We start from the raw sequence: 13539 nt of genomic DNA, 5'->3' as shown, positions 1-13539 counted from the left end.
CCCGGTGTGGAGTTATTTGGCTTGCACCCAGCTTTCGCTATTGGCGAGAGCGGCCGACTGTGCCACCCGGTTCAGGAAATCACGCGCCACCGTATTGCCCGGCAACGCCTGACCATTAACGGTCACCGAGGCACTGCCGGCGGTCTGAAAGATGGCAAACATCTCATGTTCGCCGGTCTGGCTCTCTTCCGGTGGTAGTGCCACCGCAAAAGGGTCCCCCAAATCGTTCCAGATCAGACTGACACTGGTATTGGTTGAGGCGGAATGAGCCGTGCAAATATGGCGATGGGGATAATCTGCCTCGGTTTTAAAGCTGGCGTCAGCCACGTATTCCAGGTTATTTAGCGCTACCGCCTTGCGAAACAAACCGAAATGGCACACGAAATGGTTGACCAGATATTGCGCCAGCGGCAGGTTATCGGTCAGGCATTTGCGCACAGCGCTTTTGTCTTCCTGCTGATAGGGGTTTTCCAGTACCAGAATGGCTTCACCACGCCCGTATTCCGAAGCGGCAATACGAAAATACAGCGACAATGAAGACCAATCGCCATTCGGATCTGTTTTCAGGTAAATAAAAGGGTTATCGCCGGTCCAGTCGACCTTGGTGGTTCGTACAGAATTCATTGCAAAGCTCCTTGTTGTTATCAGAAAACAGGCTCAGTTACGTGTCCTGACCCGCTCACGAAGTTGCTCAAAATCGGATGTGGGCTTCCAGCCCAGCACTTCCTTCGCTGCCGCACTGGAAAAAATGGAAGCGCGCGGATGTTGATGATAGCGTCGGGGCACACGCAGCATCGGAGGAGTACCGATGATGTCGGCATACCAGTCCAGAGTCGGGCGCGGGTGGGAGGTATCATCGGCGCTCAGGAAAAATACGCCGTAACGCAATCCTTCGGCCTTGAGGGCACAGTCAAAGGCCGTGGCCACGTCTTCGGCGGTGACGTAATAAAACAGCCAGTTTCGATCCGCCGTATCAACAAACTCGATGTACTGCTCCAGAGTCTCATCAAGCACCACCGCAAGTGGTCGAAGGCAGATCACGTCCATCTTGGTGCCATCCACAAAACTTTTGGCCATCTGCTCCATGACCAGCTTGGACACACTGTAGGCCTGCACCGGACTATTGGGGTGATGCTCATCCACTGGCAGATACTGCGGCTTCCAGTCGGCACGCATTTCCGACAGGCCGCAGGCAGAAATGCTGGAACACAGCACCACCTTTTTGACCCCCTGCTCTGAAGCCGCCTGCAACACATGCCAGGTACCGCGCACGTTAACGTCGATATACTGCTCAGGTGGGCAGTTCCAGTCGTAGTCCAGTGCGGCCAGATGCACCACCGCATCCGCGCCCTCAAAGGCCTGCCGCAGCTGATCCAGTTCCATGACGTTAGCCTGCACATAACTGGCATCGGCATTGCCCGGCACCAGGTCGGCGATCACCACCTCATAATCCTCAAGCAGCTGACGAACCACATAGCCCCCCACCCGACCGGACCCGCCGGTTACCACAACTCGTTTAATTGACATAGCTTCCTCATTTAATTGGCATTTACAGATCGAGCACAATTTCCGGGGACAGCGCCCGGGACACGCACAGCATCATGTAGGCATTTTCTTCCCGTTCCTCGGGAGAGAGTATGGAGTCCCGGTGATCAGGCACACCTGCCAGTACCCCGGTCTCGCAAGTACCACAGACGCCGTTGCCGCAGGACGTGGGAACCTTGACCCCGGCCTCGCGCAGCACGTTGAGAATGGATTGCCCCTCGGGGATGTGATAACGCTGGCCGGTGCTGTTAATGACCACATCAAAGGCCCCTCCCGAAGCATCAACCGGCCCGGCAGAAAATCGCTCTATATGAAGGCTCCACTCCGACTGCTTTGCCGCAAGATCCTCGAGTGAGTCCAGCAGTCGCTGGGGCCCGCAGGAATACACGGAGGTATGCGCGTCACAACCGGACAGCAAGGCGGGCAAATCGATAAAACCATCTTCCTTGTCGCCATTCAGCCTTACCCGCTCCGGGTCATGGCCGGCCAGCTGCTCGAGAAAGGCCAGCCGGCTGCGCTCCCGCGCCAGGTACACCAGCCGCCAGTCCACGCCCTCTGCCTCGGCCTGCCGAATCATGGGCAGAATGGGGGTAATACCAATGCCGCCGGCGATAAAAAGGCACTTGCGCCGGGGCACAAAGGGAAAGTTGTTACGCGGCTCGGATACACGCACGACATCACCCTCGCGCACAGCATTGTGAATAAACAGGGAACCGCCACGTCCGTTTTCTTCCTTCAGCACGGCAATTTGCCAGTATTGGCGGTTGGCAGGATCACTGCACAGGGAGTAATGGCGTATCAGGGTGTTATCCCCCCCGTTACCGCCCGCATCCACGCACGGATTTAAAGACAATTCAATATGTGCCCCCGGCTGCCATTCCGGCAGCAAGCCGCCAGTCACAGACTCCAGTGTCAGGCCGACAATATCCTCGGTCAGCTGCTCACGGGCAGCGACCCTGAGTTCAAGTTGATTGGTCATGGCATCACCTGTTCGGTCAAGACCCCGCTGACATACTCGGCATGCCGGTGAGGCGGGTGACGCTTAGGTCACCCTGTAATGATAAAAAGGAAATCAGCCCACTCGGGCCAGGGTGTCGGGAGCATCGGCGGCCCGGGCACGACTGTCTTCGGCACGATACTTGTCGATCAGCCAGTTCTGCAGGCGCTGGATCACCAGCTCATCCGAGGTCAGGCGACCCCGCGTGGCAAAACGGGAACGAAACCCCTGCTGTACGCCATTCCAGGCAAACAGATCTTCTTCCATCACCGGCCAGAGATCGTCGTGCTCCTTGTCGTAGTTGAGCTTGAAATCATCACGGGCCAGGGTTGCTTCCGGATACATCCAGGACACGCCGTACCAGGAAGTCTGGGGCCCTGCCGGCAGCCACATGAAATATTTCACCTTGTCGGGCATGGCCACGATCAGCAGGTTAGGCGCCACCGTCACATAACTTAGCTGTGAGCGTTCCTCATCAGTAAGGGTGGTCATGGCCGGCTGCAAAATGGAGCCGGTATGAGTGGGAGCGGCATCCAGGTGCGGGCTTATCAGGTTGTAGGACACCAGGCCCCGATCCACATCGTTGAACTTGACGGATTCGTCCACGTTGCACTGGGGCAGCGGATACATACCCCCCCAGGAGTTGGCATGAAGATAGGAGCAGTGGTAGCACTCATCGTTGAAAATCTTCCAGTTCCACTCCATTTTCTCCATGGTCAGCGGCTCGGGACCACGCAGTTCCGCCATGCGGTAATTCTTGAGCTGCTCTCCCAGATGGCCCAGACGCTCACTGAGCGGTGCCAGCTCCTCATCGTAGGTAATAAAAATAAATCCTTCCCATACCTCGGTACGGATCTTCGGCAGGCACACGTCCTTGACGTTAAAACTCTCTTCTTCCTTGTCACTCAGACCGGGAGCGGAAATAAGCTCACCACCCGTGCTGTACACCCAGGCGTGCAGCGGACAGCGTAAACGACGGGTATTACCACGACCTTCAACAATCAGCATGCCCCTGTGCTGGCAGACATTGGACAACACATTGACCGAGCCGCTGCGGTCACGAATAACGATCAGAGGATCATCGCCCACCTGTATCGTGTAATAGTCTCCGGCCTTAGGAATGTCACTGGCTCGTCCCACGCAGAACCACTCATGACCCCATACTGCATTCATTTCAAAACGATAAAATTCTTCACTGGTAAAACATTCGGCCGGCAGGGAAACCACGGGGCCTCCGGTGGCGTAGCTGGCATCGAATTCATGGATGGGGATCGGACTCTTGATATTGTTGATGGACATTGCTCTTACTCCGTTCTCGTTCAGCGACCTTGCTGGCTTTCGACGATTAACAACTCATTAACAGTTGAGTCCAATATCACAGAAAAAACAGAGTGCAGGAACAGAACAGATTTCAATTAACTGTGAATTAAATTCACCATTTACCTCAACCAAAACCATTAAAGGAAAGCTCTGTAAGAGTCAGGCCATCATTCGCTTATCCGTGAAAAGGGAGTAACAAGAATTTCTCAACCAGAATTGAGTACGGTTCAACATGAACGAGGACGACGAACGGGTAATATCAGAACAAACAACCCACACTCTGGAGCATCAATATGAGCCACACCTTTCGCCTGGATCACACCATGATCCGTGTCGCCGACCTGGATTCATCCCTCGACTTCTACACTCGAATTCTGGGAATGAGCATTCTCAGAAAGAATGACTATCCGGGAGGCCGGTTCACCAATGTGTTTCTGGGTTATGGACCCGAAAACGAAACCACCACCCTGGAGCTGACCCATAACTGGGACACTGACCAGCCTTACGAAATGGGGGCCGCCTATGGCCATATTGCCTTTAACGTGGATGATGTGGTCTCGGCCATGGATTACCTTGAAAAGGAAGGCGTCAGAATCAAAAGCCCCGCCAAACCGATGAATCACGGCACCCGCATGCTGGGCTTCGTGTACGATCCCGACGGTTATATCATTGAGCTCAACGAGCCCCTCAAGCGGCTCTGATATTAAGATAAAAAAAGGGCCGGCTTGATGCCGGCCCTTTTTATACCAATGGCTCAGAGTGACTGTGCTCCCTGCCGGTGGGCACCACCAGTACCGGTACCCGTGACCGCCTAATGACCTGTTGGGTTGTCTGACTATGACCATGCAAACCAAATTTATGCTCGGTGCCCATCACAATCAGATCCACCTTCTCCCGCTCGGCCACCCTGAGAATGGCCTCGTCATGCAGCCCGTCCACCACCATGGGCGTAACTACTACTCCAACCGGTACCGTCAGGTGACTCAGCTCCTCTTCAAAAAAACCTTGTACCCGGGTTTTCATCTGCGCCAGCACGCGGGACACGCCTTCGTCGTGCACCTTTTTTACCAGCTCGTCGGGCAGATATTGCTTGATCAGTGCCTCACCCAGCTCACCGACAGGATTGATCACATGCAGCATAATCACCTCCGCCTGATGCTGCCGAGCCTGCTCCAGTGCATGACGGTAAACCGGCCTGGTATGGGGCCCCAGCGAGGTGGTGTAGAGAATGCGTTTAACCTTGGGTAATGTCATGACTCACTCCTTACATCAGGGCTGGCAGAAACAGTACCAACTGGGGGAAAATACTGACGAGCACCACAGCCACACACATCAGCAGGAAGAAGGGAAAAGCCGCCTGCACTACCCGCCCTATTGACTGCCCTGTCAGTCCCTGCAGAATAAACAGATTAAAGCCCACTGGCGGTGTCATCTGTGCCAGCTCTACCATCAGCACCAGAAACACCCCAAACCAGATAGGGTCGAATCCAGCCTGCAGGATCAGCGGCAGGGTAATCGGCAGGCTCATAACAATGATGGAAATACCGTCCAGGAAAAAACCCAGCAAAATGTAGAACAGGGCAAGAATAGCCAGCAAACCGTAGGGTGACAGCGCCAGGCTCTTGATAAAGGCCACCAGCTCCACCGGAATATGCAGGTAACCGATAGCGGTGGAAAGAAACGCCGCCGACACCAGAATGGAGCACACCATACAGGAGGTTTTCACCGCCCCCATGGCCGCTTCAAACACGATATTCCAGGAAAAGCTTCTCATCACCAGCGTGAGCCCCAGAGTGGCAACAACCCCCACTGCCGCCGCCTCCGAAGGAGTGGCAATACCGGTGTAGATACCACCCAGTACCAGCACGATCAGCGATACGATGGGGGCCAGATCCTTGAGCCCGGAAAGACACTGGGCCAGGGTCACCTTTTCGTCGGAGCGGGGGGCCAGAGCCGGATTAAAACCACAGCGAATAATGATGTACCAGGAGTAAAGGAAAGACACTAACAGGCCGGGAATAATGCCCGCAGCAAACAACTTGGCAATCGATACTTCTGCCAGTACGCCGTAGATGATCATCACAATAGAAGGCGGGATCAACAGGCCCAGACTACCGGCACCGGCCAGCGATCCCACCGACAGGCTGTTGTTGTAACTTCGCTCAGCCAAGGCACTGGTGGTTATCTTGCCCACTGTGGCGGTGGTGGCTGACGTGGACCCACTCACGGCGGCAAACAGGGTGCATCCCAGTATATTGGTATGCAGCAAACGCCCCGGCATCCATTGCACCAGCGGCGACAGGCCGCGAAATAGCCGATCCGAGATATCGGTGCGAAAAATAATCTCCCCCATCCAGATAAACAGCGGAATGGCAGACAACTCCCAGGCACTGGCGCTGCGCCAGATCACCGAGCGGGCAATAGCGCCTACCCGATCCAGAGGAAAATCGGCAATCAGTGCCAGTCCGGCCAGCCCCACCAAAAAAAGACCGACAAAGACCCAGACCCCCAGCCCCAGAAACACAATAATAAGGGCAAGCATCATGCCCATGGTCATCAGTACATCCATAACAAAATTCCTTTTTTACGCTCGCCACTTACTCCTGCCCAACCGGCAGTGACTGACCCAACGCCAATCGCACCATGTAGGCAAGCAACTGGATCATGAAAATCACCAGCCCGATCAGCACAAAGGCTTCGGGAATCCAAAGCGGTACCTCAGCGATGGTTTCACTGGTGGCCCCTCGGGTAAAATTGCGCAATACGCTCTTCCAGAAATAACCGGCGATATACCCGCTCAGCACCAGCGCCGTTGCAGCACAGGTCAGCTCCACCAGCAGGCGACCCGCCTGACTGCGAATACGCGCCAGCAATATGTTCACCCGGATAAGGCTGCCGGTTTCAAGGGCATGCCCCAGCGTCATGAAGGTCATGGCCGCCACGCCGTAACCCACAAACTCGTCCAGGACAAAAGTGGATGTGTTAAAAAAGGCACGCAGTACTATCTCCAGCATCACATGCAGGGTCATGGCCGCCATCAGCACGGCAGCCAGTACGGCACCGGCTCGGGCAACAAACGAGGCAAACCACAAAAAGCCTGCCACCGGCCCTTGTTCAAGAGAAGATCCAGTTTCGATATCCATATCCGTTTCCTTGCGCTACCACAGCCGGAACGCCCCGAGCGTTCCGGCACAACAGGATCAATGCGGCACGGCACGGAAAACCTCGCGCCGGGCCACACCAGAGATCAGTTTGCTGCTAACGCCGGCTGCTGTAGCGCCTTACGGTATTCCGACAGCAACTGCTCACCCTTGGGTCCCATCTTGCTCACCCACTCTTCCAGTACTGGCTGAGCCGCCTGCTTCAGCTGATCGCGAAACTCGGCGGGCACCGTCTCCACTACCGTTACTCCCCGGCTGCGGGCATCCGCATAGCTCTCATTCACAACCTGATCGATATGGCTCCATACATAGGTCTCGGTTTGCTCCGCAGCCCTCACTACTGCCTGCTGCTGCTCGGGGGACAGTTCATCCCAGGCATCCTGGTTCATGGTGATCAGGTTGATGGTGCTGTCATAATTCAGGGCGGTAAAGTGACTTACGTAATCGTTAAAGCTGGCGCTCAGACCGGCTTCGATGGAAGTGAGCACGCCTTCAATACCGCCGGTACTCAACTGCGGAATGATATCGGCCCAGCTCAACTGAATGGGAGCCGAATTGGTATTGCGGAACACCTTGGTGCCATTGGCGTCATAGGTGCGCATCTTGAGGCCATTAACTGCGCTCATGGTGCTGGCTTCCTGCTTGCCCCAAAGCCCGCTTGAAGGCCAGGGAGAAGCGTAAAGCAACCTCTGATTATGCTTTTCCAGCACTCGCTCATACTCGGGTCTGGCGGCTTCAAACAGCAGCCGGGCCTCTTCGGAGCTGGAGCTCAGGAAAGGCAGTGAAGACAGTAAAAAGATGGGATCTATTCCTCCCAGCGGAGGAATAAACGTATTGGCAATCACCACAGCGCCATCCCCTACCGCATCCAGCTGATCCTTCGACTTCAGCCCAAGAGCGCCACCGAAATGGTGCATGATCTCGATTTGACCGCCGGATTCCCGCTTAAGCTGCTCACCGAAATACCGGTCTCCCTCGGCCTGCACCGAGGTGGCGGGATACTCGTTCGGCATGTCCCACACCATGGGTGCGGCCTGGACAGGCATCGACAAAACAGCCGACAGACTCAGCAGCGTGGTTACCTTCTTAAACATCATCATTGTTCAAACTCCCTGGTTAGTATGGTGTCGGAAGCGCTCATCCGGTTTTTTTGATGCTCGACCGCCGTGACAACCCATGGCCAAATGCCGCCTTTGATTGCCGCAACCTTGTCTGGCTCGCGCCCCACCACCATATTTCACATTTTATTTACAAACTGCCATCGAGGATTGCTCAAGGAAGCGTGAGAAAGATTCAACCACGCCACTAGGGGGAGACAGAAAAAACAAAGCCACGCTTAGGCGTGGCTTGGAGAGATGGCAGGGAAGGTAGGCGCTACTCGCGTTCGGTCAGAATCCAGTCGATAAAGGTATTCAACTTGTCACTCAGTGGCCGATGCTTGGGATAAACCAGGTAGTAACCGTAAGTATCGAGTGTGGTATCAAACAGTTGCACCAGACGGCCACTGTTCAGCTCTTCGCGCAGCAGGGCGGGACAGCCCAGCATTATCCCCTGATGGTTGCGAATCGACTGCACCCGCACGTTGGTGTCGTCGATGATCAGGTTAGCCTTGCTGCTGATGCCGGCAGCGCCAGCCAGCTCCAACCAAGCGTCCCAACAGGAACGGTCCTCATCGTGAATGCGAATAAACCTGGCCAGATCCGCTGGGGTCTCGGGTCGTCCTTCACGCTCCAACAGCTCGGCACTACAGATTGGCGTAAGCCTGCCCGGCAATAACAGTTTCACTTCCATGTCGGGCCAATCGCCCTTACCCCACAATATCGCCAGATCGATACTATCCGACGTAAAGTCTGGTACCTTGAGCATGTGCATCAGGTCTATCTCAATGTCCGGGTACTTGCCCCAGAAACGATTGAGCCGGGGCGCCAGCCAGGCACCGGAGAAAAAGGGGCGCAGGGCAATATTGATCGACTCACGCCGCTTTACTTGCTGCGCTTCTTGAATTGCACGGGAAATAGCATCAAACGGACCTGTCAGTGACGCATGTAGATGGAGCCCTTCGGGAGTCAGGCTGAGCGTGCGGTTCTGGCGCACAAACAACTTGAGCTCCAGATACTCCTCCAACACCCGGATCTGATGACTAACAGCCGAAGGGGACACAAGCAGCTCGTCAGCGGCTCGGGTAAAATTTAAATAACGCCCGGCCACCACAAAGGTTTTCAGAGCATTCAGCAAGGGCAAGTGCAGCATAATAAGGACTCTCTAATGAAAGTAGACATTTGGTACCATGCTTTTGACCACTTAGCAATCATACATCTAGCCAGATACTTAGGTTCGGAGACACCAACTCTTGGTATTTATACTTGAAAAATGGGATGGAGTTTCCTGGAGACAAACATCACTTTATATAAAAATAGGAATATTCGTAGCCTGCCGTGGCTTTCTGACAAAGTCACTCTGAACCCCAGCCGCATGGACAATGATGCCTGTTGGCCAGCCGGTTAATTAAAGGAATCAAACCGTGTAGGGTCAGGCTGTCCTGCTCTGATTTGATCAACAGCGCCCCGATCAGGTATCACCTGGGCAAAGGATACAACCCCACCCAGCTTCCATGAGCAGCGCTCCCTGGCCGGGCGTGTCTATCACGAGCAAGGGATCGATACCCAGATCCTGCTGGGGCATAAACACCTGAGAACGACCGAGGAGTACCGAGACAATCGCGGGCATGAATGGTTGGTAGTCAAAGTTTGAACCAGGCGCTCACAAATTGGGGAGGAATTTTGGAGAGATTTTGGGGAGGATTTTAAGTTACTAATAATTATGAACTTAATCACAATGAAATGTGCTGCCCATGCAGATCATCAGCACGCTGATACTAGCTTTATTTTTCAGGTGATTATCCGTCATTATTCTGCCTTTTACTGATTGCCATGAATGACCATTAATATCATATATTTCAGCGGGTTGAAGAGTGTTATGAAGATGATTGCGGAAATTTCAACTGCCTGCGGGTAGTTGCATCACAGCAAAAAGCAGGAGCCTGGCATAGCGGGCTCCTGCTTGATATATGAATCACAGCTTGTGCTTGTGAACCGCGGTGCTAGTTCACAGGTTCAGGCAGCACCCCCCCGAGCCAGCAGCTCTCTGCGGATGATATCTGCGCCGGCGCTCAGGGCATTCAGCTTGCCTCTGGCAACGTCACGCGACAAGGGGGCCATGCCACAGTTGGTGCAAGGGTAGAGCTTGTCGGCATCGACATACTGCAACGCTTTGCGCAGCGTGTCGGCCACCTCTTCCGGGGTTTCAATTCGGTTGGTAGCGACATCAATGGCCCCTACCATCACCTTTTTGCCTCGAATGAGCTCAATCAGCTCCATGGGCACGTGAGAGTTTTGACATTCCAGTGAGATAATATCGATATTCGACTTTTGCAGTCTGGGAAAGACCTCTTCATATTGCCGCCACTCGGAGCCCAGGGTCTTTTTCCAGTCGGTATTGGCCTTGATGCCGTAGCCGTAGCAAATGTGCACGGCCGTTTCGCACTTCAGGCCTTCAATGGCTCTTTCCAGAGCGGCAATGCCCCAATCATTCACTTCATCAAAAAACACATTAAAGGCAGGCTCATCAAACTGAATGATATCAACACCCGCGGCTTCCAGCTCTCTGGCTTCCTGATTGAGGATTTTGGCAAATTCCCAGGCCAGTTTTTCACGACTTTTATAATGGGCATCATAAAGCGTGTCGATCATGGTCATGGGGCCAGGCAACGCCCATTTAATGGGTTGCGTGGTTTGCTGACGCAAAAATTTGGCATCTTCAACAAACACCGGCTTCTGGCGGCTGACAGCCCCCACGACCGAAGGCACACTGGCATCGTAGCGATCACGGATTTTAACGGTTTTACGCTGTTCAAAATCAACACCGTCAAGGTGCTCGATAAAGGTCGTCACAAAATGCTGACGGGTTTGCTCGCCGTCGCTGACAATATCAATGCCGGCATGTTGTTGCTCTTGCAACGACACTCGCAACGCATCGCGTTTGCCGTCGATAAGCTCGTCACCTTGCAGCTTCCAGGGCGACCAGAGCGTTTCGGGCTGTGCCAGCCAGGACGGTTTGGGCAGGCTGCCTGCGGTGGACGTAGGTAATAACTTTTTCATGATAAATTCCGTTTCTGTTCTCGTTAATTATTAGGCGTAATTAGCTGACCACTGCTCAAGAATTGCCTTATATGGCTTGATGAAGCTCTCTTCCGCTAGTTTGCCTTGCTTGATGGCCAGCTGGCTGCGCTCTTCTCTGTCATACACAATTTGAGTGAGTGAATGATCCGGGTTTTTCAGATTCGGCTTATAGCACTTTCCGGCCACGGCATTGGCATTGTAAATTTCGGGACGGTAAATCTTCTGGAACGACTCCATGGTGCTGATGGTAGCGATAAGCTCAAGATTCGTGTAGTCGTTCAGCAAGTCGCCAAAGAAGTAAAAGGCCAGGGGCGCAACACTATGAGGCGGCATAAAGTAGCGCACTTTTAGACCCATCTTTTTAAAATACTGCTCCGTCAGGGATGATTCATTGGGCAGATATTCCACACCCAGTATGGGATGCTGGTTTTCAGTCTGGTGATAAGTCTTGTTATCGGAAACACTCAGGCAGATCACCGGCTGCTTGGCAAAGTTCTGCTTGTAGGTGTTCGAGTTAACAAAGCTCTTGAAAAGATTGCCATGCAAGTCACCAAAGTTCTCCGGAATGCTGAAGCCGGATTGCCCCTTGTTGTGCTCCAGTAGCCGCACACTGAAGTCATAGTCCCGCACATAAGAAGAAAAGTTATTGCCAACAATGCCTTCAGTACGTTGTTTGGTTTTGTGATCAACAATGATGGTTTTCAATATTTCAATGATCGGGAAGGTATGGGCCTTGCCTTCATTATCGATATCCATATCAACGGAAATGATTTCAAGCTCAACTGAGTAACGGTCCGCTTTGGGGTTATCCCAATTCGCTGTGGCATTGAAACGATTGTTAATCATCGTCAAGGCATTGCGCAGGTTTTCCTGACGGCTCTCCCCTCTGGCCAGGTTGGCGAAGTTGGTGGTAGCACGGGTGCTGTCTGCGGGTTGATAATTTTCATCGAAAGCAATGCTGTTTACAGCAAATTTGAAGTCGTTACTCATAATGTTCTGCATCCTTTTTCCCGAGATAAAAACTGAATTTGTTCCCTGCTCTTTCTGGAAGTCCAGACATCTAGAGCTAAGCATGTGTATGTTATACAGAGGCAGTTACATGAACAAAAATGATTTTACCTCATCAATACATGAACACCTCTCATGATTTGTTGTGGGACCAGGCTCTCCTGAGCAAGCGTTATGTCACGCTCAGTGAAGTGCTGCTGCGGCGGCGGATGCTGAGGTTGTGCTCTGTTCATCAGGTGAACAGAGCATGGAAGGAGGGATGACAGTGTCGGCTGCCGGGCTGGTAAAAAGCGGTATGAACCTAAAGCACTATTGAGTCATTACCCAATATTCTGAGCCAGAGCAACGAAGTCACTCAGGTAGTTAATCTGCTCTTCGCCTTTTCGCACCCCCAGAAAGATTTGTTTTTTAATCCCGTGCTGACCAAACCGAAGGCTTTTAATGGCCATTGTTTTAGCGAACTCATCCACCAGCCAACCAGGCAGTGCGCAAACGCCTCTGCCTGCGGCCACCATCTGCAACATGATTTCCGTGGTTTCGATTGTCTTGTGTTTTTTGACCGTGCATTTTGCTGGGTTCAGGAACTGACTGTAGATATCCAGCCGCTCAGGCTCTACCGGATAACTGAATAGCACTTCTTCATTCAGTTGCTCAGGCATGACCGAGTTCTGCATGGCAAGAGGGTGAGATGATGAAACAACCAGTCTGTGTTCATAGTCAAAGACCGGTATAAACGTCAGCTGGGGCTTATACAAGGGATCGGGCGTGACCAGAATATCTATCTCGTAGCTGTGCAGAGCCCCCAGACCACCGAACTGAAATTCCTGCTTTACGTCAATGTCGACGTTGGGCCACTTATCAAGATAGGGTTCAATCACTTTTAACAGCCATTGATAGCAAGGGTGGCATTCCATGCCGATGCGAAGCGACCCCATTTCGCCTTTCGCCATCTGAGACAAGAGCAGTTCCGTGTGTTTAAACTGCGGCAACACCCGGTTGGCCAGCGTCAGCATCTGTTCACCCGCGGAGGTCAGGCGCAGGCTTCTTCCTTCTTTTTGCCAGACAGGCGTTTTGATCTGGCCTTCCAGTTTTTTGATACTGTGACTCAGGGCGGACTGGGATAAATTCAATGATTCAGCAGCCTGAGTCAGGGTTCCCTGCTCTTTTATTGCTGCCAGTACTTCAAGGTGAAACCGCTCCAACATAACCAGACTCCGGTCTTTAGCGCTTAATCCCATGAATATAATTCATGATTAATTGAAAATATATTATTATTTCCGTTTTTAGAGCGCCGTAGAACAAGCTCTGCCGGCGATAAAAAGCACAATCA

At 53.1% G+C, this 13539-nt stretch carries 13 protein-coding genes; 1 reads left to right on the top strand and 12 read right to left on the bottom strand.

What is annotated here, in order from left to right; all coding sequences use genetic code 11:
* Nucleotides 1-12 precede the first annotated feature (12 nt).
* The 4 genes from Q9290_RS05890 to Q9290_RS05875 form a co-directional block, all read right to left on the bottom strand.
* The gene (locus Q9290_RS05890; RefSeq protein WP_306078715.1) at nucleotides 13-624 is read right to left on the bottom strand and encodes a hypothetical protein; all 612 of its coding nucleotides are present in this window, start codon (nucleotides 622-624) and stop codon (nucleotides 13-15) included.
* A gap of 33 nt (nucleotides 625-657) precedes the next feature.
* Nucleotides 658-1527 carry an NAD-dependent epimerase/dehydratase family protein gene (locus Q9290_RS05885; protein ID WP_306078714.1) on the bottom strand — a complete coding sequence of 290 codons (870 nt, stop codon included), beginning with the start codon at nucleotides 1525-1527 and terminating at the stop codon, nucleotides 658-660.
* A gap of 22 nt (nucleotides 1528-1549) precedes the next feature.
* Nucleotides 1550-2524, bottom strand: coding sequence for a PDR/VanB family oxidoreductase (locus Q9290_RS05880; protein WP_306078713.1), 975 nt, complete (start codon nucleotides 2522-2524; stop codon nucleotides 1550-1552).
* A gap of 93 nt (nucleotides 2525-2617) precedes the next feature.
* Nucleotides 2618-3841 carry an aromatic ring-hydroxylating oxygenase subunit alpha gene (locus Q9290_RS05875; protein ID WP_306078712.1) on the bottom strand — a complete coding sequence of 408 codons (1224 nt, stop codon included), beginning with the start codon at nucleotides 3839-3841 and terminating at the stop codon, nucleotides 2618-2620.
* A gap of 314 nt (nucleotides 3842-4155) precedes the next feature.
* Between Q9290_RS05875 and gloA the strand changes: the two genes are divergently transcribed.
* On the top strand, nucleotides 4156-4563 hold the full coding sequence (gene gloA / locus Q9290_RS05870; RefSeq protein WP_306078711.1) for a lactoylglutathione lyase: 408 nt from the start codon (nucleotides 4156-4158) through the stop codon (nucleotides 4561-4563).
* A 40-nt stretch (nucleotides 4564-4603) separates the two neighbouring features.
* Here gloA and Q9290_RS05865 read toward each other — a convergent pair whose 3' ends face one another.
* From Q9290_RS05865 to Q9290_RS05830, 8 genes are all read right to left on the bottom strand, one after another.
* Nucleotides 4604-5116: a universal stress protein gene (locus Q9290_RS05865; RefSeq protein ID WP_306078710.1), complete on the bottom strand. Its 513-nt coding sequence runs from the start codon at nucleotides 5114-5116 to the stop codon at nucleotides 4604-4606.
* A 10-nt stretch (nucleotides 5117-5126) separates the two neighbouring features.
* Nucleotides 5127-6431 carry a TRAP transporter large permease gene (locus Q9290_RS05860; protein WP_306078709.1) on the bottom strand — a complete coding sequence of 435 codons (1305 nt, stop codon included), beginning with the start codon at nucleotides 6429-6431 and terminating at the stop codon, nucleotides 5127-5129.
* A gap of 28 nt (nucleotides 6432-6459) precedes the next feature.
* On the bottom strand, nucleotides 6460-7005 hold the full coding sequence (locus Q9290_RS05855; protein ID WP_306078708.1) for a TRAP transporter small permease subunit: 546 nt from the start codon (nucleotides 7003-7005) through the stop codon (nucleotides 6460-6462).
* Between the two features lie 104 nt (nucleotides 7006-7109).
* Nucleotides 7110-8123 carry a TRAP transporter substrate-binding protein gene (locus Q9290_RS05850; RefSeq protein WP_306078707.1) on the bottom strand — a complete coding sequence of 338 codons (1014 nt, stop codon included), beginning with the start codon at nucleotides 8121-8123 and terminating at the stop codon, nucleotides 7110-7112.
* A gap of 274 nt (nucleotides 8124-8397) precedes the next feature.
* Nucleotides 8398-9273 (bottom strand): LysR substrate-binding domain-containing protein, encoded by an 876-nt coding sequence (locus tag Q9290_RS05845; protein ID WP_306078706.1) that lies wholly within the window; start codon nucleotides 9271-9273, stop codon nucleotides 8398-8400.
* An 863-nt stretch (nucleotides 9274-10136) separates the two neighbouring features.
* Nucleotides 10137-11180, bottom strand: a complete 1044-nt coding sequence (locus tag Q9290_RS05840; RefSeq protein ID WP_306078705.1) for a methionine synthase — start codon at nucleotides 11178-11180, stop codon at nucleotides 10137-10139.
* Between the two features lie 30 nt (nucleotides 11181-11210).
* Nucleotides 11211-12203: a DUF1852 domain-containing protein gene (locus Q9290_RS05835; protein WP_306078704.1), complete on the bottom strand. Its 993-nt coding sequence runs from the start codon at nucleotides 12201-12203 to the stop codon at nucleotides 11211-11213.
* 326 nt (nucleotides 12204-12529) lie between these two features.
* Nucleotides 12530-13414 (bottom strand): LysR family transcriptional regulator, encoded by an 885-nt coding sequence (locus tag Q9290_RS05830; RefSeq protein WP_306078703.1) that lies wholly within the window; start codon nucleotides 13412-13414, stop codon nucleotides 12530-12532.
* Nucleotides 13415-13539 lie beyond the last annotated feature (125 nt).

The organism is Oceanimonas aquatica, assembly GCF_030732065.1.
GTDB lineage: Bacteria > Pseudomonadota > Gammaproteobacteria > Enterobacterales > Aeromonadaceae > Oceanimonas.
The sequence above is the reverse complement of the archived record's forward strand: the minus strand, read 5'-3'. Positions and strand labels throughout refer to the sequence as shown.

What these genes read in the sequence shown, in the direction of transcription:
- Q9290_RS05890 (WP_306078715.1), bottom strand. Translation starts at nt 624, where the DNA reads ATGAATTCTGTACGAACCACCAAGGTCGACTGGACCGGCGATAACCCT.
- Q9290_RS05885 (WP_306078714.1), bottom strand. Translation starts at nt 1,527, where the DNA reads ATGTCAATTAAACGAGTTGTGGTAACCGGCGGGTCCGGTCGGGTGGGG.
- Q9290_RS05880 (WP_306078713.1), bottom strand. Translation starts at nt 2,524, where the DNA reads ATGACCAATCAACTTGAACTCAGGGTCGCTGCCCGTGAGCAGCTGACC.
- Q9290_RS05875 (WP_306078712.1), bottom strand. Translation starts at nt 3,841, where the DNA reads ATGTCCATCAACAATATCAAGAGTCCGATCCCCATCCATGAATTCGAT.
- gloA (WP_306078711.1), top strand. Translation starts at nt 4,156, where the DNA reads ATGAGCCACACCTTTCGCCTGGATCACACCATGATCCGTGTCGCCGAC.
- Q9290_RS05865 (WP_306078710.1), bottom strand. Translation starts at nt 5,116, where the DNA reads ATGACATTACCCAAGGTTAAACGCATTCTCTACACCACCTCGCTGGGG.
- Q9290_RS05860 (WP_306078709.1), bottom strand. Translation starts at nt 6,431, where the DNA reads ATGGATGTACTGATGACCATGGGCATGATGCTTGCCCTTATTATTGTG.
- Q9290_RS05855 (WP_306078708.1), bottom strand. Translation starts at nt 7,005, where the DNA reads ATGGATATCGAAACTGGATCTTCTCTTGAACAAGGGCCGGTGGCAGGC.
- Q9290_RS05850 (WP_306078707.1), bottom strand. Translation starts at nt 8,123, where the DNA reads ATGATGATGTTTAAGAAGGTAACCACGCTGCTGAGTCTGTCGGCTGTT.
- Q9290_RS05845 (WP_306078706.1), bottom strand. Translation starts at nt 9,273, where the DNA reads ATGCTGCACTTGCCCTTGCTGAATGCTCTGAAAACCTTTGTGGTGGCC.
- Q9290_RS05840 (WP_306078705.1), bottom strand. Translation starts at nt 11,180, where the DNA reads ATGAAAAAGTTATTACCTACGTCCACCGCAGGCAGCCTGCCCAAACCG.
- Q9290_RS05835 (WP_306078704.1), bottom strand. Translation starts at nt 12,203, where the DNA reads ATGCAGAACATTATGAGTAACGACTTCAAATTTGCTGTAAACAGCATT.
- Q9290_RS05830 (WP_306078703.1), bottom strand. Translation starts at nt 13,414, where the DNA reads ATGTTGGAGCGGTTTCACCTTGAAGTACTGGCAGCAATAAAAGAGCAG.